Source organism: Enterococcus sp. AZ089, assembly GCF_050547225.1.
Taxonomy (GTDB): Bacteria; Bacillota; Bacilli; order Lactobacillales; family Enterococcaceae; genus Enterococcus_D; species Enterococcus_D entomosocium.
Genome location: NZ_CP172954.1, coordinates 3,113,668 through 3,134,223 on the forward strand (window position 1 = coordinate 3,113,668; position 20,556 = coordinate 3,134,223).

Consider the following 20,556-nt stretch of genomic DNA (forward strand, 5'->3'; position numbering starts at 1 on the left):
TTATTTCCTCTGCTTTCTCTATATATTTTATAAAGCCCTTGCTTTAATGACTTAAAACAAGGACTTTTAGGTATTTTATCTAGGTTCTAAAATTCCTTGCTTAGGAATTAAATCAAAGTGATCAGTAAGTGACCACAACTGCTGATCGCTTATGTCTTGCCAGTCCTCGCTCTGGCCTTGCTTTGCTAACAGATAAATATTAGCGGCTTTTTCAGCAGTTTCTATTAAACCATACGCATCATCCATACTTCTCCCCGCACTCATAATGCCATGTTGAGGCCATATAACAATTCTGGATGTCTCCATTTTTTCAGCTGACGCTTTTCCTAAATCACTCGTTCCAGCAACCATCCAAGGAAGTACAGATACTCCATCTGGAAAGGTCATGATACACTCAGTAATCATCTTCCAAAGTGTTTTTGTAAGCCTATCTTCATCCAGAGAATGGATGAACGTCATAGCGGTAATCGCCATCGCATGGGTGTGCAAAATTACTCTATGCTGATTATCCACCTTTAATCGAGCAGAATGGCACATTAAGTGAGAAGCAAACTCACTTGTAGGCTCTCCTCCGCTGCTTAGCCCCCACAGTAGTTGGTACTTTGTTCCATCATCATTAATTTTAATAATCGCAAGAGAATCTGATGGGTCTTTGGCTACATTTCTAAATGATTTCCCAGCCCCAGTAACCAGAAAATAGCTTCCCTTTAAATCAGGTACTGCAAAGCCAATATCTTTTTCATATCGATACTGGCCTGTATTCAAATAGAGCTTCACTTCGTCCTCTTGTAGTAGATAGCTAATATTTCCAGCATGATTCTCCGCCCAACCATTGATCCATAGATTATGTGTCATCTCTTTCATTTCTTTTATAAATGGTGCATCGCTGATATGATAATAATTCATATTCTCCTCCTCATGCTTGCATAGCATCTTTGATTAGTTGAAATATTTGTTTGCTATTATTTGCTTGTTGAATTTTTTTCATTTCTTCTTTATTTGAAAAGATACTGATCAATTTAGGAAGTAATTTCAATTGTGTCTTACTGCCTTTCACTGCTAATAAAAAAACAATATTGACATCAACTTTATGATCAAAACTTCCCATTTCAATAAATGAGATAGGATCTTTTAGTTTTGCAATAACAATCGAGGGTGTCATCACATTATCACTTGATTCAGCGTGTGGAATAGCAACACTCATCACTTCTGTTGGTAATGCGGTGGGGTATTTTTTTTCACGTTGCAAGACATCATTAGCATAGTATTTTGTGACGTAACCTTTTTCTTCTATTATTTTACTTAGCTTAAAAATCAGCTCTTCTTTGTTATCCGCTTCAAATTCTGTAAAAATTAATTCATCGTCTAACAAATCTTCAAATTCAAACCTTTCCATAGCAATACCATCCTAATTCGTATATGAAATACAATTTTTGATAACATCTCCAGCCGCATGTTCGAGAATTGCTTGCTCAACGTTCTCGATATCGTACTCTTTTTGAACAAAATCTTCCGCCTTGATTGCATTCATCTTTAATAATTCAAAAGCTTGATTTACGTGTTCAGGTGTCGTATGGAAAACTCCCTTTAATGTAATTTGATCATAATGTAGTCTGGTAGTATCAATGGGTACCTTAACATCTTTTTTAGTACCACCAAAACATAAAACAAAACCACCTTTTCTAACCATATCTATCGAAAGCTCCCAAACTTCAGGCAAACCAACTGCTTCAATAACTGAATCTACACCACGACTATTTTCCGTTAATTTTCTTACTGCTTCGACTTGATTGGTGTCTTTAGCAATTTGAATGATCTCTGCTGCTCCTAATTTTTCTGCAAGTCTTAACCGACTCAAAGACAAATCACAAGCAATCACTCTTGCTCCTCTTAAATAAGCCAAGCGGATGAACATTAATCCAATTGGTCCACAGCCATTGACGCAAACTGTATCTCCTAGTTTAATAGGAACATTATCTATTCCGTATACTGCACAGGCTAATGGTTCAAGTAATGCTGCTTGCTTATCACTCATATTTTCGGGAATCAAAAACATGTTCTGCTCTACTATCGCTTTAGGAATCAGTTGATATTCAGCGTACCCACCATTTGTGAATTGATTTTGAATCAATTCATCACACAATGAATGCAATCCATTTTTACAATAGTAGCAATGATTACAAGGCGCTGAATTATGAGGAACTACTCGATCACCTACTTTGAAGTTTTCCACCCCTTCACCAATTTTGAAAACTGTTCCCGCAGTTTCATGCCCCATGGAAAAGGGTGGCTCATATCGATAGCCACGCATATAGGTTTTGACATCTGTTCCACAGGTTAAAGTCACATGATTTTTTACCACTACTTCTCCAAAACCGGGTTCAGGAATTGTGGCTTCTTCTACTCTAATATCTTTTGGCGCATAGAACATGACTTTCTTCATTTGGATTCCTTCTTTCTAACCAGATTATTTGTATAAAATTTTGTTAGTCCCTTTTTCTGATAAATTGTTGGTAACTCTACTAAATGGCTTCTTTTCCTCAACCAAACGCATAAAATAACGCAGATTGTGGTGGCTGATACACTTTTTGTAATAGCAGCTATTATCAAGAAAAAAACAGCTAAAACAACTAGAACATGCCATGTTACCGCTCTCATTTACTTCACCAATCCTTATTTGCTATCAATAATTCCCATTCTGACTCCTGCATTATGCTCCTCTTCTTTTTGCCACTTAAAATAAAAGAAACTTAAAATAGCCAATCCAACTACTCCTATATAGCCAAAAATATTCCCCTGCAACGCCTCAACAATTGCCCATCTTATTTCTGAAATATCCATGCCCCACCAAGCCATTAATTGACCATCGGGCAAAGAAGTTCCGTTATCGATTGCTAACTGGGTAAGCATAGGAGCAAACGAACTAGCTGACCACAACAGAATAGGTACCATAATCCAACTGATAAACAACATTTTTTTCAAATTTCCTTTACAACTTATAAATGCAGCTGCACAGACACAGACGTTCATAAGATTACCAAACGGAAGGACAATGTTCTCAGGTAGAATCAATGAAAGGCCTAACGCAACTGGAATGGTAAATATGATGGCTACCCATATCTCAGAGTTTCCAGCTAAGATTGGCCAATCTAATCCAATAACCAAATCCCTTCCAGGAAATTTCTTTTTTATATAGTTATTAGCTGCATCAGAAATAGGAGTCAGTGCGGTCATAAACAATTTGGAAACCATCGGAAATAAGGTCAGTGCGGCGCCAGCTTGAACACCCGTCATTAGCGACTGAATTCCTTGACCTCCAAACAATCCTACTAGGGTACCGATAATGAACCCCATGACATGAGTTTCTCCAAAAATGCCAATTTTTTCTTGTAAAGTCTCAACATTTACAGTCTTCCTCATAAAAGGCACTTTATCTAACAAGCGGCTAATAGGATAAAAGATAATATTCGATAAGAACATTGGATGCGGCATAGAAACACCAGGAATTCCAGTAAGTTCTTGTAATTGATTCTTTGTTGCATCGGCATTTTTTAATTCTGCAATTATTTGGATGATTGCTACCGCAAAACCAATAATTGCATTGCCTGTTACACTTGCGACAATATAGGCAGTAAAAATTTTATTTGCAACATTCCACATGTCTACATTCAGTGTTGCTGTCCAACCGATAATTAGCAAAAGAATATTCAAACCAATTTGCACTGGAAACATTAAAAAGGCATACCTCCACGTCCAGGCTAGACCTAAAGCTGGTGCCCAGCCCATGTCCAGTGCATTTAACTGAATACCTAAGTTTGTTACGAACTCTTGTGAAGCAGTTCCTACAGTCGTTCCCATAAAGTCAATGACCAAACTAATGCCAATGAAGGCTACTCCAAGGGTCAAACCTGAGGAGAAAGACTTCGCTGGCTTAAGACCAACAATGATCCCTATAATCGTTAGTACGATTGGTAAAAAAACAGCTGCTCCCATATCCAGAATACTCTGAAAAATATTCGCCAAAACTTCCATTTAAATTCTCCTTTCAATTATTTTAAATCAAGCAACTCAACAATTTGATTCATCGTATCTTCCGATCCAACCCCTGTTAAGAATGAAATACCATTTACCGTGGGGATACTATATTCTTTTGACTTTTTGGCCATTGGTGTGATTGAGACGTATAAATCAGCTGTTGAAATATGAGTATCCAAAGATTTAATATCAACCGCTTCAACTTTAGCTTTACTGGATAATTTTAATTCTCTCAATTTATCATTTATCTTCGTTGCTACCGTTGCTGACGTTGCAATCCCTCCGCCACAAGCCACAATGATCAATTTCATTTTTATCATCCTTTCTTTCCTTCACTTATTTTTTGATGTTGTCGTCTATGAGACGTTGAACATGTAATAATAAATACAGATTTTCATCATAACCAAAATCGAAATTATATTTTGTTTTTAGTAATTGATCTACTTGTTGTACGATCGTATTAGCATCGATGAATTTATCAGATACGTAATCATAAAGATCTTGGATTTCTGGATTTGGTGATGTTTTATCCCCTAATTTTCTGATGACAAAGTAACGTAAGTGCACGATGAATCTCGAATAATAAATAGATTCTTTGTTTAATTTATTCTTGAATTCAATATCAATAATTTGGGTAATATCGCCTAATATATTGCTAACTTCCATAACTTCTGCAATCGCACCACTGCTTTGTAATCCGTTGACAAAATGAAGCGTGAAAAAAGTAATTTCTGAATCATAAAGTTCTAAATCATACTCCCTACGTAAATAATTCACTGCCCATTCTGCTACTTTGTACTCTTTTGGATAAATATATTTCAGTTCATAATTTAATGGATTAACTACCTCTCCATATTCTTTTGTTCTTTCTATTGTGAATTGAATATGTGCCGATAGTGAAATCAAAAATCCTGGATTTAATTTCTCTTGTAGTCGTTCACTAGCTCCAACCGTTATTTCTTCTGCCATCAACAGTATCTCTTCAGGAATTTCAACTAATGAATCAATAACCTTTTTCTCATAGTTTGAAAAATAGTAACGAAAAATTTTTGAAGCTCTTCGTATATCAATAACATCCCCTTTCTTCTTCCCAAAACCGATTCCTTTCCCGATTAAAATAAGTTCTTTGCCACTATCATCAACTACTGATACAGCATTCTGATTATAGGACTGTGTAACCTTCATCCAACTCCCATCCTTTCAAAATAAAAAAAAGGCATTACTATAGGTTTCGATCAAATCGAGCCCTATAGTAATGCCTGATTAAACAGTAACACTCTAACATAAGGAAAATTATTCAATTACCCTGAATACGCTTCCATTATATAATCGAGTTTGGACAAATGTCAATAGTTTTTAAAAAAAACAAGAGTCCTGTTTGCTTCAGGACTCTTTTGATAAGTTTGCTTTTAAATGTCATCGGTATTAAATAACAATCATTAACTACTTGCTGAACTTGATGCTGCGGCATCATCTGCTTTCACGCGATCGATGGCTACCACTAATGCAATGATCAGGTCATCTAGATCTTCTTCATAGATCACAACTTCATAGGTATCGCCCCAAGAGATCCATTTTTTGTGGATCTCTGCGATCCGCTTGCCGTTTCGGTTGACCACAAAATCCATATCCCACCAATTGCCATCCACATCGATGCCTTCTGCACTGATGGAATAGCGGGCTTTAAAAAATGTGAAATGTTTTTCTAAAACGATCGCTTCTTGGCCGTGGACTTCCACAAAAAATTTCGGTAATAAACTGAACACTTTTTTGGTGATCTCCGCGATCGGTCGCTGCTGCTCATTGAAGATCGTAAAACTTTTCGGGATCTTAAAAAAACTGCCTTCGACATAATAGCGAGGGTTTTGTAAGTCATCGGTCACGGTAAATTTTTCGCCGATGCTGAAAACCTTCTGTTTGATGTAAAGTTTCTTCAAATGCTACACTCCTTTCTCTTTGACATCACCCGTATTGATCACCGGCTGCGTGCCTTTATCGGTAATGATCGACACCAATAAATTATTGATCAGTTGGACTTTGCGGTCGTCTGTGAAATTGATGTCCTGTCCGTCTTCGATTTGTTCTAACGCCATTTGTGTCATGGAGACGGCCCCTTCAACAATGATTTGCCGTGCTGATAAAATTGCTTTAGCTTGTTGGCGCTGCAGCATCGCACTAGCGATCTCAGTCGCATACGCGAGGTGATTTAAGCGGGTCTCTATGACTTCGACCCCAGCAACAGCTAATCGTTCCTGCAATTCTTTTGCCAGCTCCTCCGAGACTTCACTTGTATTGCCTCGCAACGTCAGATCATCGTCATTGAACGTGTCATAAGGGTATTGCGTCGCAATATGACGAATCGCTGTTTCACTTTGGATCTCAATGAAGTCTTGGTAATAATCGACATCAAACAATGCTTTAGCGGTATCTACAACTTTAAATACCACCACTGCCGAGATCTCGATCGGGTTTCCGTCTGAATCATTGACCTTCAACAGCGAACTGTTAAAGTTGCGAACTTTCAATGAAACATTGATTTTTTGGGTTAATGGGGTTGTCACAAACAAGCCGTTGTCTTTAATGGTTCCTAAATATTGCCCAAAAAAGAGGATCGCTTTGGCTTGGTTGGGTTGTACGATCGTTAACGAACTAAGGAAAAGAAACGAAACGATCCATAAAAGAATACTGAGAACGATTTCGAGAACGCTCTCATTTACGAACCCATGATAAAACAAATAACCGCCGCCAACTAATAACCCGATTAGCACAACCAGTGCTAAATACCCATTCACATGAAATGTCTGTTTTTCTGTCATTTTTATTCCTTCCCTTCTTGCTCTTATCTTACCTTGGTTAAAGCCGCTGTGCAAATGTTCTTGCGCATATCAGCGACGATTCCCAATCAAGCTATTTTGTTTTCTGCAACTTTCCCGTTACAATTAAGGTAGGACAAAATTTTTCACAAAAAGGAGTAATTCTTATGGCACAAAAAATTGACTTAGAAACGAGTAAATGGTCGTTGGAATCGATCATTAAAACGGTCGGCACCGATCTTTCCTCTGTTGTGGAGATACAAAACAAAGACGGCATTGACGTTGTAGTGATCTCGAAAGACGAGTGGCAACATCTTTTGGAATTACTCGATGCGCGTCATGCAGAAGGCTATCGGTTAGATCAAGAGCTTCCTGAAGAAATTTTAATTGACGTTGCCGATACCGACAATCAGTATACAGAAGACGGCGAGTTAGAAATGGAACTGCCTGAGCGTGTGCATCCAGCACCTGATTTTGAACTGGATTCAGAAGAAATCGTCGAAAGTGATGACGTACTAGATTAAACAAAAAAGCAAAACGGCCCCGGGCTCGTTTTGCTTTTTTATATCTCTTTTTCTTGCCTTTTGGTAATGACTGCTTGCAATCGTTCGATGGCAGGCTGCAATTCTTGTAGCGCCTCTTCTTCAGGTTCTAACTCTGCACACCGTTGCAGTCGCTCTAACCACATTTCTGGTTCTTTGACGCCCAACTGGCCAATGGCCCAATAAGCCGTTCCTCGAATCACTGGGCGCACGTCTTCTGTCGCACAGCGCCAAATCGCTGGCAAGGCACTGCGGTCTCCCACATTGGCTAAGGCGATGATGGCATTACGCTGCAGAGGTTTTTTCCCCCGCCAAGAGCCAGATAGATGGCCAAATTGTGCTTTGAAGGCTTTGTTTGATAAAGACAGCATCGGTTGCAGTTTTGGATAAACGGTATCGACTTCAGGCTCCATCTCTTGATGAAAATGGAAGTCTTTCCCCCGATTATAAGGGCAGACCAGCTGACAAATATCGCAGCCGTAAATCACGTTATGCATCTTTTTGCGGTACTCTTCTGGCATCATACCCTTCGTCTGGGTTTGATAGGACAAACAGCGCTGGGCATTCATTCGACCATCGCCCAATAACGCTTTGGTGGGGCAAGCCGTCACACAACGCATGCAATCACCACAACCAAACGGGACTTCTTCATCTGGTTCAAGAGAGATATTAGTGACGATCTCCCCTAGATAAACAAACGAACCAAATTCTTCCGTAATCAGCAAGCCATTACGACCGATAAAGCCAAGACCCGCCCGCTGCGCTGCCGCCACATCCACCAATTCCCCTGTATCGACTTGCGGTGCGAAACGCCATTCGACTTGTTCTTCCATCGTTTGCGCTTGTTCTTTGATAAAGGCGATCAAGCGATCCAATCGTTCTCGCAAAATATCATGGTAATCGATGCCCCACGAGGCACGGGCAAACATGCCGCGTTTTTCATCCCGCGGGACTTTCTCTTTGATTTTTGTCGGATAAGCTAAAGCGATCGCAATGATCGTTTGCGGATTTTCAAATGTCCGTTCAGGATAGATACGCTCTTCGATCACGGGATGCTCAAAACCAGACGTATGACCTTTGGCTTTTTGTTCCCGCAAGGAAGGCTCCAATGCCAAAAACGGCTCCGCTGAAGCAAACCCGATTTTGTCAATGCCAAGCCGCTTGCTTTCTGCAATAATTTTTTCTTTTAAAGACATGCTCGCTACCCTCTTTTGTCCGCTAAGCATCTGCTTCTCGGCTTTTTCTCTTCCCCTATTATACGTAAGCACCTGAAAAAAGTCGATGGTGCGGTTTGTTCCCCCAGTTTTTTTCTTTCTTTAAAAGAACACGTGTTGATTGTTTAAGATTTTAATTAATTTTATCGTTATTTTCCTCGCAACGATTGCATTGCCTTTTTCGAATGCTAGACTAGATAAAGGAATTAGAAAGAAATGAACAAATGAAATGGAGATGCTTATGACTCAATTACCCACCGGCTTGACTGCAGCAGAAGTCGCCAAGAAAACCCAAGAGGGGTTGCACAATGATTATGAAACAAAAACCAGTAAATCAACTGCTGCGATCATCAAAGACAATTTACTGACATTATTCAATTTTCTCAATCTATTGATTGGCGTTTTTTTATTTGCCGTAGGCGCCTATTCCAACATGTTCTACTTAGCGATTATTTTTGTGAATATCACCATTGGGATCAGCCAAGAATTGCACGCGCGTAATTTAGTAAAAAAACTCTCACTTGTTTCACCGCAAACGGTACGAGTGATTCGAGATGCCCAAATCCATGAGATTTCAGCCAAAGAATTGGTCTTAGAGGACGTAGTTATTCTTGGTGCTGGGGACCAAATCCCCGCTGATATGACGGTGCTTTCTGGACTAGTCGAAGTCAATGAAGCGATGCTGACTGGTGAAGCCGATCTGGTTGTCAAAGAAGCAGGTGCTTCCTTACTCTCAGGAAGTTTCATCGTCAGCGGTGAAGTGACAGGAACAGTCCTTCATGTCGGTGCAGAAAACTATGCAGCAAAACTAAGCAATGAGGCGAAGGTCCACAAACCGATCCGCTCTGAGCTGCTTGCTTCGATCCGTAGTGTATCCAAATTCACCAGCTATGTAATCGTTCCTTTAGGGGTGATTTTGTTCTTCCAAGCCTTTATGATGCGAGATGCTGGGATCAAGGAATCCGTCGTCGTTTCTGCCGCTGCCTTATTAGGAATGTTACCAAAAGGACTTGTCCTGCTGATCAGTATCGCCTTGACGACAGGTGTCATTAAATTGGCAAAAAAACGGATTTTGGTCCAAGACATGTATGCCGTTGAAACCTTAGCGCATGTCGATACCCTTTGTCTGGATAAGACGGGGACGTTGACGGAAGGCCATATGGTTCTCGAATCGATCGTTCCTCTCCAAGCCGACAGCGACCCTAACATGCTCTTAGGGAATTATTTGGCAGCCAGTACGGATAACAATTTGACGATGAAAGCATTGCGTCAAGGCTGTCCTGAGCTAACGGATCATCAGCCGATCGACGTCGCTGCCTTTTCTTCACAGCGCAAATGGGGTGCTGTGGCTTTTGAACATCTAGGAAATGTCTATCTTGGTGCACCTGAAAAAGTCGCCGGCTCTGCTGCCTTGCCGCAAGTCATAGAAGCGCAAGAAGCTGGTCTACGGGTGTTGATTTTAGCCGTAGAAACTGATCCAAAAACGCCGACATCCTTTGACCCAACCAACGCACAAGCGGTGGCTGTCTTGATTTTATCCGATATCATCCGCCAAAACGCAGAAGAAACCTTGGCTTACTTAGCGGATCAAGGCATCGATCTAAAAGTGATCTCTGGCGATAATCCAATAGCAGTCGCAGCGATCGCCCATCGTGCAGGCCTAGCGAATGCCGATCAAGCCATCGATCTTTCTACCTTAACGACCGAAGCAGAAGTCCGAGAAGCTGCGACACGCTATACGGTCTTTGGTCGTGTGACTCCTGAACAAAAGAAACTACTCGTTCAAGAATTAAAAGCCAATCAACGGACCGTTGCCATGACGGGTGATGGCGTCAACGATGTGTTGGCACTACGGGAAGCCGACGTCAGCATTGCAATGGCTGCTGGCGACAGTGCGGCTCGTCAAATCGCTAACTTTGTCTTATTGGATTCTGACTTTACTACGTTGCCAGATGTTTTATTTGAAGGACGCCGCGTCGTCAATAACGTGACCAAAGCGTCGGGAATCTTCTTTATCAAGACGATTTACAGCTTCTTGCTCTCTTTGGTTTGTATCCTGACATCCAGCGCCTTTCCGTTCTTGCCGATCCAAATCACATTGATCGACTTAGCAATTGAAGGTTATCCATCTTTCTTCCTTTCCTTTGAAGAAAACAAAGCACCGATCAAAGGTCGTTACTTGCCGACAGTCTTGCTCAATGCGTTGCCAAATGCCTTGTTGGTGTTAGTCAATTACTTTGCGATCCGCTTTTTACAAACCGACTACGGTTGGTCGCAATTTGATACGACGACCTTGTTGTACTATTTGTTGATCGGGATCAGCTGTATCGCTGTGATTCGCGCTTGCTTGCCATTAAATCCATTGCGATTGTTCTTAGCGATTACCACTACCGTGGGGATCTATGTCGCAGCAATGCTTTTCCACGGATTGCTGGAAGTCGGTTTCTTGACCGCCGTAACATTGCCTTACTTCCTTGGCATGATGGCATTGAACATCTGCCTGTACGTGGGGCTTTCTTTCCTAACGAAGCGCTTTTCATCCAAAGTGCTCGTTAAACAATCCTAATTGATTTTGCAGCATCGCTCTTTCTTGCTTTGTCCAGAAAGACGATGCTGTTTTTTTGTCCTCTCCATAGGTGCAACCATACAAGAAGAAAGAAATTTGGTATACTGAACCTGTAGGCGGTTTCAACAGGAAAGCTATCATTTTACCAAAAGCCATCTTGTTGAACAGCCAAATTTAATCAGAAAGTGTTGGTGAAATTGGATGAAAAAAAGTATTTTACTCGTTTCTCACAGTCAGCAACTCACCGAAGGATTAAAACAGATGATCGAAGAAATGGCTGATGGCGAGTCAGTCACGATCTATTCTTTAGGCGGGACAGCAGAAGGAGAGCTGGGTTCTGACGCCACGAAAATCGTGGATGCCGTCAACGAATCCGCAGATGCTGAACTGATCTTAGTCTTTGCCGATCTAGGCAGTGCCGTTTTGAATGCCGAACTTGCTTACGACATGCTGGAACCTCAGCAACAAGAACGCTATCACCTGATCGACGCGCCGCTGGTGGAAGGTGCCTTTGCTGCAGCAATCACCGCTGGTTTTAGTGATGATTTGGCGCAAATCGTTGCAGAAGCAAAAAAAGCAGCCGAGAAAGGATGGCATGAAGCATGAAAAAAATCATTAATGATCCCTCAATGATCGTAGAAGAAATGTTGGCTGGTATCGTAGGCAGTTATCCTGAACTGGTCCATCAAGTCGCCGACTCACGGGTGATCGCTAAGAATAATCAAAAAGAACAAGTCGGTCTTGTTTCTGGCGGTGGGAGCGGACATGAGCCGGCCCATGCTGGCTTTGTCGGTGATGGGATGCTTAGCGCCGCCGTTTTAGGCGATGTCTTCACCTCCCCTACCCCCGACCAGATTTTGACGGCTATCCAAGATTCTGATCAAGGACAAGGCGTCTTGTTGATCGTCAAAAACTATACTGGCGATATCTTGAACTTTGAGATGGCCAAAGATATGGCAGAAATGGAAGAGATCACAACGGAGATCGTGGTCGTTGATGATGATATCGCTGTTGAAAATAGCACCTATACTGCTGGGAAACGAGGAGTTGCCGGTACGGTCTTAGTCCACAAGATTTTAGGCGCAGCTGCTCGTAATGGTGCCAGCTTAAGTGAATTAAAAACACTGGGCGATGCCTTGGTTGCATCGATCAAAACCATTGGGGTCGCATTAAAAGCGGCAACAGTTCCTGAAGTTGGGAAACCAGGTTTTGACTTAGCCGATGATGAGATCGAGTATGGCGTGGGTATCCACGGCGAACCTGGTTACCGTCGAGAAAAACTGAAACCCTCACGTGAACTAGCAAAAGAGTTGGTGGAAAAAATCTTGGCGGATTATGAAAAGACCCCAGAAAAAGTCGGTGTCTTGATCAACGGTATGGGTGGTACGCCGCAAATGGAGTTATTCGTTTTTGCCAATGATGTCGCGAAATTACTCGCAGAAAAAGACATCCCTGTCTCCTTCCATAAAGTCGGCAATTTCATGACTTCCATCGATATGCAGGGACTTTCACTGACCTTGATCGACTTCAGCGAAACGGATCACACCGATGCGTTAAATGAAGCCGTCACAACAATAGCCTGGTAAAGGAGCGAATAGAGATGCAATTGACAACAGAAACGGTGCAAGCATGGTTAGATACCTTCACGAAAGAAATCGAAGCAAACAAGGCCTATTTAAGCGATTTAGATACACCGATCGGCGACGGTGACCATGGCAACAATATGGCACGCGGCGTAGCCGCTTATCAAGAAGCTTATGCCAAACAACAGCCAACGACGATCAGTGATACCTTTAAAGTCTTCTCGATGGCAATGATCTCAAAAGTCGGCGGAGCTTCGGGTCCCCTTTATGGTTCGGCGTTTATGAATATGACCAAAGCAACGAAGGAACTAAAAACAATCGACTCCTTTGAACAATTAGGTACGATCGTTGAAGAAGGCTTGACCGGCATCAAAATGCGGGGAAAAGCTGAGTTTGAAGACAAAACGATGGTCGATGTGTGGCAACCTGTCGCAGAAGCCTTGAAAAAAGGTGAATTGACCAAAGACACGATCGAAGCAGCGAAAGAGCATACCAAAGAACTAGTGGCTAAAAAAGGCCGTGCCTCTTATGTTGGTGAACGTGCCATCGGTCATATCGATCCCGGATCGGCTTCTAGTGCGATTTTATTTGAGTCTTTGTTAACGGTGATAGAAAAGGATTAAAAAAACGATGCTCTTACAAAATACCGTTTAAGACAAAAGACAAACCTTATGATTGCATAAGGTTTGTCTTTTTCTTGTTTATTCATCTTGTAAAATCGTTTGGGCAACTAGCTTCACGTATTGATCCATGCCATCTGGATTTGGATGGACCCGATCTTCATAGAACCAGGACTCTTGATCATTACTCAAATCATACCAATCGATCAAGGTCATATTATCGTATTTTTCCGCCATGCGCTCCAACATCCGATTGACTTCATTTTGCCAACGCTGTGTCGGTACCCGTACATTGATCCAGTAGACTTTGCGATCACCGATCTCGTTCATAAAACTGTCAAATTGGGCTTCTGTAAAGGAACCATTCGTCCCTAGCCCCACAAGGACGGTATCCCGCAAAAGATTTTTTTCTTTCAAGTCTTTGATCAATTCAGGGCTCGCATACAGCTGGCGCCCAACATCCCCATCAACTACCGCTTGGGTAAAGACTTCTTTCAAGTCAGCCGTTGCATCCAGCATCACAGAATCACCAAAAGCCGTGATTTCAAGAGATTCCGCTTTTTTCACTTGGGCTGCTGTTAAATCATACTTTTCCATGATATTTTTTTCATCTTCACTCGTGTTCGCCTCATCATCCGCTTCATTTCCTTCAGCATTCGCATTCTTTTGCGATTGCTCTGCCGCTTTTTTATTGGCAGCAATGTTGTCTTTCAACTGCTGCTGCTGGGCATCGACATAATTCGTCGGTGCAGTCACGACGCCAAACAAAGCAACGAGGGTAATGAGTAAGCTGGGCACTAACCACGGTTTTTTCCAACTAAAAATTGGTTTACTGAACCAACCGCGGACCGTTCTGAATGTATCTTTGTACTGGAATTTACGCATTGGGTTTTCGATAAACCGATAGGACAATTCACTGATAAACAAGATCAAGAATAGTTCCACTAACGTGTGCATCAGCACGTTCTCACCGATATTTCCCACTTTTGCTTCGTAAAAAATCATCACTGGAAATTGATACAAATAGATCCCATAACTGCGCTTGCCGATATAACTGAAAATCGGATTACTCAATACACGATTCAAACTGGCTCCGGGATGAGCGGTGACTGCCACAAGAATCGTACATAGGATACTGATCAAGAACATGCCGCCATAATAGACAAAGGTCAAATGATCATCTAAGAAAAAGAACGCTGCGATCAGACCAGCCAAGGAAGCAAAACCAGAGATATTTAAGACCCGTTTGGCTTTTTGCGGTATCTCTTTCTTCAAGTGGGTACTTGGCCAAATGAATGCTAAGGCACTCCCCATCCAGATCGAAAAGAGCCGCGTATCTGTTCCATAATAGACCCGTGTCGGATCAGCGCCTGGTGTGTAAAGGACCGCTAACAGAATTGCCGATAAAATCGTGACTGCGGCAGTAAATTTAAAGGCGCGATGCCTCTGCTTGCCGATTTTCATCAACAAAATAAACACTAAAGGCCAAATCAGATAGTTCTGTCCCTCCACAGCCAGTGACCACAGATGGGTAAAGGGGGATTCATTGCCGAACCGATCAAAATAGGATAACCCATGATTGATCTGCCACCAGTTGTTGTAATACAGCAGCGAGCTAACAAAAACCCCGCGCAAATTATTCAGCAGGTTTCGCTGGAACAAAGTGATATACGCTGCTGAGATAAGCAGCATCACCACCATTCCTGGATAGAGCCGTTTCATCCGCCGAATATAAAAATCTTTGACTTTGATTTTGCCGTTTTGATCCCACTCTTGCCTCAGCAAGTCAGTGATTAAATAACCTGATACGACAAAGAATACTGGAACTCCTAAATACCCGCCTCGCATATGAGTAGGTAGTAAATGATATAAAATAACGCCGATGACTGCCAAGGTTCGAATGCCGTCAAACCCGGTAATATAGCGGCTTGTGCTTAAACGTTTATTCATTTTTCAACCACTTTTCTCTAATTGATCCAATTGTTTCATAAAAAAACAATTTCAGCATGAACGCTATTGATTCCATACTCTCATAATTTACCAGAAATCCCCCATATAAAGCTAGCAACATCTGCTATATTTCAAAAAAATTAATTTTTGGCGAAAAAAAAGTACTTCTATAAAGAAATACTTTTTTCAGCTCCTTTTTTACAGTTCTTCTTCATAAAACCGACCCAAAATCTGGACATTTTCCGCAATACTAACAAAGGCTTTTGGATCGGCTTCTTTCATAGCACTGCGCAGCATCGGCAGTTCAAAGCGTGTGACTACCGTCAGCAAAACCGTTTGTTTGTCATGCTTGTAGGCCCCTTCGGCTTCATTGATGATGGTAATGCCTCGCCGCATATGTTTTTGGATCGTTTGAATGACTTCTTCTGGGTTGCGAGTGATGATCGTCACCTGCATTTTCTTTTGCTTCGTAAAGACCGCATCCGTCACTTTTCCACTGACAAAAATCGCGATTGCACTATACAACGCATATTGCCAGCCAAACAAGATTCCAGCGGCGAACAAAATAACAATGTTAAAGAAAATCGATATCGAGCCGATCGTCTTCCCTGTCCGTTTGCGGATGGCAATGCTGACAAAATCCAGCCCTCCGGAAGAAAGACCATTCTTCAAGGCATAGCCGATCCCCACTCCATTGATGGCACCACCGAAAATCGCACAGATCATCGGGTCCGTCGTGACGGTTTCTTCTGGCAAAATTTGCACGAATAAGGATGTCAATAAAACAGTGATTCCAGTAAAGATCGTAAATTTGTGGCCGATCTTAAACCAGCCAAGAAAAAATAATGGCACATTCAACAATAATAGCGCAAGGGATAAGGGGATATAAAACCCGATCCATTCTCTTGAGATCGTAGTAATGATCTGAGCGACACCGGTAATGCCGCTGGAATAAATATTGCCCGGCTGATAGAAAAAATTGACCGCAATCGATGCCAGCAGTGCGTACACGATCGAGAATGAAAGTTTGTTGGCATATTCCGGATGAGGGAGCCATTTAAACAGAGGAGTCATTGCATTTCATAGCCTCACTTTTTTGATTTGCCTTTATTATACTTCAGCACATAAAAAAAGAAACGAGCAATGAAAGAAATGGGTGAATTCTCATGAACTTTTTTCATTCATTCACCAATTTCTATTTCATCACTCATTTCATCATGGGTTTAACGCTTATTCGTTTTCTTCAACCGTTGTTACATCAATGCTCAAGTCAAACAGTTGCATTGGCGAAACGGTACTTGGCGCTTGTGACATTGGATCAGCCGCTTTCCCATTTTTAGGGAAGGCAATGACTTCGCGAATGTTTTCTTCACCAGCCAAGAGCATGACTAATCGGTCTAACCCAAGGGCGATGCCGCCATGTGGTGGGAAACCATAATCCAAAGCATCCAGTAAGAAGCCAAATTGATTTTGCATCTCGCGACGTGAGAAGCCTAGCGCTTCAAACATTTGCTCTTGCACTTCCCGTGTATGGATACGCAATGATCCGCCACCTAGCTCGTAACCGTTTAGCACGATATCGTAGGCTTGCGCATAGACTTTTGAAGGGTCTGTCGTTAACAACGGCAGATCGCTTTCTTTTGGCAATGTGAACGGATGGTGAGCAGAAACATAGCGACCTGCTTCTTCATCGTATTCAAATTGCGGCCAGTCAGTAACCCATAGGAAGTTGAATTTGCTCTCGTCGATCAAGCCTAATTCTTTTCCTAATTTATTACGGATCGCACCTAACGTCGCTGAAACGATCTCAAAGGAATCGGCACCAAACATCAGAATATCGCCAACTTCCGCATTGGCTGCTGCAATAATCGCGTCGGTTGCTTCCGTCAAGAATTTAGCGATCGGTCCTTTCAATCCATCTTCTTCAACTTTGACCCATGCCAATCCTTTGGCACCAAATTGGCCAGCGTAATGGCCTAGATTGTCCATGTCTTTTCTTGAGTATTTGTCTGCAGCCCCTTTGGCATTCAAGACTTTCACAACGCCGCCTTTTTCAAGAGCCATTTGGAAGACTTTAAAATCAACGTCTTTCACAACTTCTGATAAGTCGATAAGCTCCATGTCAAACCGTGTATCTGGTTTGTCACTGCCGTAGCGTCCCATTGCCTCATCATAGGTCATCCGTGGGAATGGCAAGGTAACTTCGATGCCTTTGACTTCTCGCATCACTTTTGCCAATAGCTCTTCCGTATAAGTTTGGATTTCTTCTGCCGTCAAGAAAGAGGTTTCGATATCGACTTGGGTAAATTCTGGTTGACGGTCGCCCCGCAAATCTTCGTCACGGAAGCAACGTACGATTTGATAGTAGCGATCGAAGCCGGCGCCCATCAATAACTGTTTAAAAATTTGTGGTGATTGCGGCAACGCATAGAAATGACCTGGATAGATCCGTGAAGGAACCAAATAATCCCGCGCGCCCTCTGGTGTTGATTTTCCTAGATAAGGTGTTTCGATATCCAAGAAGTCGTTCGTGTCTAAGAAATGGCGGATCGCTTGCGTCGTTTTCGCCCGCATCACGATGTTGTTCGTCATTTTTGGACGACGCAAGTCTAAATAACGGTATTTCATGCGAATCTCGTCGCCAACGGTTTGATCATCTTCAATCAAAAAGGCTGGTGTTTTTGCAGTGTTTAAAATCGTGATTTCGCTGATCATCACTTCATAGGCACCTGTCACCATTTTCGGATTGATGGCTTCTGGTGCACGATTGATGACTTGACCTGTTACTTCTAATACATATTCGCTGCGGCATTTGTCCGCGATTTCCCAGGCTTCTTTCGAAACCTCAGGATTGAAGACGATTTGCACGATCCCTTCCCGGTCGCGCAAGTCAATAAAAATCACGCCACCTAAGTCACGGCGCTTTTGCACCCAGCCTTTTAGTGTCACTGTCTGGTTTAAATGGGTCTCATTTACTAACCCGCAATATACTGTACGTTTTGTCATTCTTTTTCTCCTCACTCAAACATTTTGGTTGTCATTTCATCGTAGATCTCATCGAAGCGGGCATAAAGATCCGCTAACGGAAATTGTTTTTCTTCACGGCTTGCCATGGATTTGATATTGATCACTTGTTCTGCTAATTCTGTTTCGCCTAGAGTCAGAACCAACCGTGCCCCTTGTTTATCAGCAGATTTAAACTGGGCTTTGGCTTTACGATCCATGAAATCACGATCGGCAGAAAAGCCGAAATTACGGATCGCTTGCACGACTTTCAGCGCTTCTAAATTGGTTTCTTGTCCCAGACCAACCACATACGCATCTAACTCATTCAAAGCAGGAATCACAACTTCTTCGGCTTCCATAGTGATCAATAAACGTTCGATCCCCAAAGCAAAACCAAAACCAGGTGTTTCTGGTCCACCTAGCTCTTCCACTAAATGATTGTAACGACCGCCGGCACAGATGGTGGCTTGCGCCCCCATTTTTGGTGCATCACTCATGATCTCAAAAATCGTGTGGGTATAATAATCCAGACCACGCACCATATTCGAATCGACCTCATAAGGGATCTCCAACGCATCCAGCATACTCGTTACGGTTTCAAAATGTGCCTTGGCATCTGGCGTTAAGTAGTCTAAAATTGATGGCGCATCTGCCACAAATTTTTGGTCTCGCTTGTCTTTGCTGTCAAGGACCCGCAAAGGATTCTCATGCAAGCGGCGTTTTGAATCCTCACTAAGCTCCGCTTCATGGGGTGCTAGATAATCGATCAACGCTTGACGATAGTTTTGGCGTGTCTCTTTGTCACCTAATGAATTGATGACCAAGCGCAATTGACTCAGTCCTAATTGACGATAAAAATCCATTGCCATCGCCATTGTCTCAACATCGGTCGCTGGATTTGCTGAACCGAAAACTTCGACACCGATTTGGTGGAATTGACGCAAACGGCCTTTTTGCGGACGTTCATAACGGAACATTGGTCCCATGTAAAACACTTTATAAGGCTTCGTATGTTCTGGTCCGAATAGTTTGTTTTCGACATAAGAACGAGCGATCGGTGCGGTGCCTTCTGGACGCAACGTCACATGACGCTCTCCTTTATCGTAGAAATCATACATTTCTTTTGAAACGATATCCGTTGTGTCCCCGACACTGCGGGCGATCACTTCAAAGTGCTCAAAAATCGGTGTCCGAATTTCGTTGAATTGATAATCGCGAAACACTAAGCGTGCTGTTTCTTCCACAAATTGCCATTTTTCGGATTCTCCTGGCAAAATATCGTTGGTTCCTTTTGGACGTTGGTAACTCATCGTATGCATCCTCCTATTTGTTTCATGGTTGCCCATGTTCTTTGCTTTCATTGCTTGTTTGCTTATTCACCTATTGCTTGTTGCTCATTGATGTGGGTGGGTTGTTCTCGTGTTTGACTTTTGGGTTATTGCGCTTTTAGTGGTTGGTTGCTGCTGGTCATCATCTATTCTGTCTTGCTTCAAAAGACAATCCCAGTGATTCCTAGTATGGTTACTACGCTCCCTAGGTCGCCTAGTACTGTTCATCATCTGCTCTGTTCCGCTTTGCGGACCAGTCATTGTGATTCCTAGTATGGTTACTACGCTCCCTGTGGTCGCCTAGTACTGTTCATCATCTATTCTGTCTTGCTCCGCAAGCCAACCCCAGTGATTCCTAATATGGTTACTACGCTCCCTAGGGTCGCCTAGTACTGTTCATCATCTGCTCTGTCTTGCTCCGCAAGCCAACCCCAGTGATTCCTAGTATGGTTACTACGCTCCCTGTGGTCGCCTAGTACTGTTCATCATCTATTCTGTCTTGCTCCGCAAGCCAATCATAGTGATTCACAGCAAAAAACTCGCCCTTGTTTTTTTATACAAGGGCGAGTTTTGATTACACGCGGTACCACCTAAATTCGAGAAATGTTCTTCTCCTTCGCTCGATTAACGCTCGGTCACGGAACAGCTTTTCTTCTGTTCATCTCCAGATTGTCTTTCCTTTACACGTCCTAAACTGCTTTCAGCCGGGGCAGTTTTCTCTTTTAAGGAATAGAATAAAGTACTCGATCCTTCACTGATTTTTGATATTATCTATAAACTACAAGAAAGCTATGAAAAAGTCAAGGTGTTTCACTGTCTTTTTCACTCCGCTGCTCTCTAGTAGCATTTTCTCAAGTGGTCAACACAAAGAAGCTCTCCTTCTGTTTGCTTTTCTTCCT

General features: G+C 42.4%; 18 protein-coding genes and 1 other annotated feature. Of the genes, 5 read left to right on the forward strand and 13 right to left on the reverse strand.

Features of this window, described 5'->3' with window-relative positions:
* Positions 1-75: 75 nt before the first annotated feature.
* From rhaD to IGJ01_RS14430, 8 genes are all read right to left on the reverse strand, one after another.
* Entirely contained in the window at positions 76-906 is an 831-nt protein-coding gene (gene rhaD / locus IGJ01_RS14395) for a rhamnulose-1-phosphate aldolase (RefSeq protein WP_430601213.1), read from the reverse strand.
* A 10-nt stretch (positions 907-916) separates the two neighbouring features.
* Positions 917-1,396 (reverse strand): PTS sugar transporter subunit IIA, encoded by a 480-nt coding sequence (locus IGJ01_RS14400; protein ID WP_430601214.1) that lies wholly within the window; start codon positions 1,394-1,396, stop codon positions 917-919.
* A 12-nt stretch (positions 1,397-1,408) separates the two neighbouring features.
* Positions 1,409-2,443 (reverse strand): zinc-binding dehydrogenase, encoded by a 1,035-nt coding sequence (locus IGJ01_RS14405; RefSeq protein ID WP_140965327.1) that lies wholly within the window; start codon positions 2,441-2,443, stop codon positions 1,409-1,411.
* Positions 2,444-2,673: 230 nt separating this feature from the next.
* Positions 2,674-4,032, reverse strand: coding sequence for a PTS galactitol transporter subunit IIC (locus IGJ01_RS14410; RefSeq protein WP_140965328.1), 1,359 nt, complete (start codon positions 4,030-4,032; stop codon positions 2,674-2,676).
* Positions 4,033-4,049: 17 nt separating this feature from the next.
* Entirely contained in the window at positions 4,050-4,346 is a 297-nt protein-coding gene (locus IGJ01_RS14415) for a PTS sugar transporter subunit IIB (protein ID WP_081119296.1), read from the reverse strand.
* Between the two features lie 25 nt (positions 4,347-4,371).
* Positions 4,372-5,220: a PRD domain-containing protein gene (locus IGJ01_RS14420; protein WP_430601216.1), complete on the reverse strand. Its 849-nt coding sequence runs from the start codon at positions 5,218-5,220 to the stop codon at positions 4,372-4,374.
* Positions 5,221-5,474: 254 nt separating this feature from the next.
* Positions 5,475-5,972: an LURP-one-related/scramblase family protein gene (locus tag IGJ01_RS14425; protein WP_005233908.1), complete on the reverse strand. Its 498-nt coding sequence runs from the start codon at positions 5,970-5,972 to the stop codon at positions 5,475-5,477.
* Positions 5,973-5,975: 3 nt separating this feature from the next.
* Complete coding sequence (locus IGJ01_RS14430; protein WP_008379560.1) at positions 5,976-6,851, reverse strand: SPFH domain-containing protein; 876 nt, start codon at positions 6,849-6,851, stop codon at positions 5,976-5,978.
* Between the two features lie 164 nt (positions 6,852-7,015).
* On the opposite strand from IGJ01_RS14430, the gene IGJ01_RS14435 reads away from it, so the two are divergent.
* On the forward strand, positions 7,016-7,372 hold the full coding sequence (locus tag IGJ01_RS14435) for a hypothetical protein (RefSeq protein ID WP_244732443.1): 357 nt from the start codon (positions 7,016-7,018) through the stop codon (positions 7,370-7,372).
* Between the two features lie 38 nt (positions 7,373-7,410).
* Here IGJ01_RS14435 and queG read toward each other — a convergent pair whose 3' ends face one another.
* Positions 7,411-8,586 (reverse strand): tRNA epoxyqueuosine(34) reductase QueG, encoded by a 1,176-nt coding sequence (queG, locus tag IGJ01_RS14440; RefSeq protein ID WP_167826884.1) that lies wholly within the window; start codon positions 8,584-8,586, stop codon positions 7,411-7,413.
* 259 nt (positions 8,587-8,845) lie between these two features.
* Between queG and IGJ01_RS14445 the strand changes: the two genes are divergently transcribed.
* From IGJ01_RS14445 to dhaL, 4 genes are all read left to right on the forward strand, one after another.
* Positions 8,846-11,170: an HAD-IC family P-type ATPase gene (locus IGJ01_RS14445; RefSeq protein WP_244732444.1), complete on the forward strand. Its 2,325-nt coding sequence runs from the start codon at positions 8,846-8,848 to the stop codon at positions 11,168-11,170.
* Between the two features lie 201 nt (positions 11,171-11,371).
* Complete coding sequence (gene dhaM / locus IGJ01_RS14450; protein ID WP_005228160.1) at positions 11,372-11,776, forward strand: dihydroxyacetone kinase phosphoryl donor subunit DhaM; 405 nt, start codon at positions 11,372-11,374, stop codon at positions 11,774-11,776.
* Positions 11,773-12,756 carry a dihydroxyacetone kinase subunit DhaK gene (dhaK, locus tag IGJ01_RS14455; protein WP_008379550.1) on the forward strand — a complete coding sequence of 328 codons (984 nt, stop codon included), beginning with the start codon at positions 11,773-11,775 and terminating at the stop codon, positions 12,754-12,756. Before dhaM ends, dhaK begins: the two co-directional genes overlap by 4 nt.
* A gap of 14 nt (positions 12,757-12,770) precedes the next feature.
* A complete protein-coding gene (gene dhaL, locus IGJ01_RS14460; protein WP_244732446.1) occupies positions 12,771-13,376 on the forward strand; it encodes a dihydroxyacetone kinase subunit DhaL in 606 nt (201 codons plus the stop codon).
* Between the two features lie 78 nt (positions 13,377-13,454).
* Here dhaL and IGJ01_RS14465 read toward each other — a convergent pair whose 3' ends face one another.
* The 4 genes from IGJ01_RS14465 to hisS all read right to left on the reverse strand — a co-directional run bounded on the left by IGJ01_RS14465 (position 13,455) and on the right by hisS (position 19,639).
* Positions 13,455-15,323 carry an acyltransferase family protein gene (locus tag IGJ01_RS14465; RefSeq protein WP_016612880.1) on the reverse strand — a complete coding sequence of 623 codons (1,869 nt, stop codon included), beginning with the start codon at positions 15,321-15,323 and terminating at the stop codon, positions 13,455-13,457.
* A 198-nt stretch (positions 15,324-15,521) separates the two neighbouring features.
* The gene (locus IGJ01_RS14470) at positions 15,522-16,397 is read right to left on the reverse strand and encodes a YitT family protein (protein WP_005233887.1); all 876 of its coding nucleotides are present in this window, start codon (positions 16,395-16,397) and stop codon (positions 15,522-15,524) included.
* 156 nt (positions 16,398-16,553) lie between these two features.
* Entirely contained in the window at positions 16,554-18,329 is a 1,776-nt protein-coding gene (aspS, locus tag IGJ01_RS14475) for an aspartate--tRNA ligase (RefSeq protein ID WP_244732448.1), read from the reverse strand.
* A gap of 11 nt (positions 18,330-18,340) precedes the next feature.
* On the reverse strand, positions 18,341-19,639 hold the full coding sequence (gene hisS, locus IGJ01_RS14480; RefSeq protein WP_034872142.1) for a histidine--tRNA ligase: 1,299 nt from the start codon (positions 19,637-19,639) through the stop codon (positions 18,341-18,343).
* 574 nt (positions 19,640-20,213) lie between these two features.
* Positions 20,214-20,421, reverse strand: a binding site (T-box leader).
* Positions 20,422-20,556 lie beyond the last annotated feature (135 nt).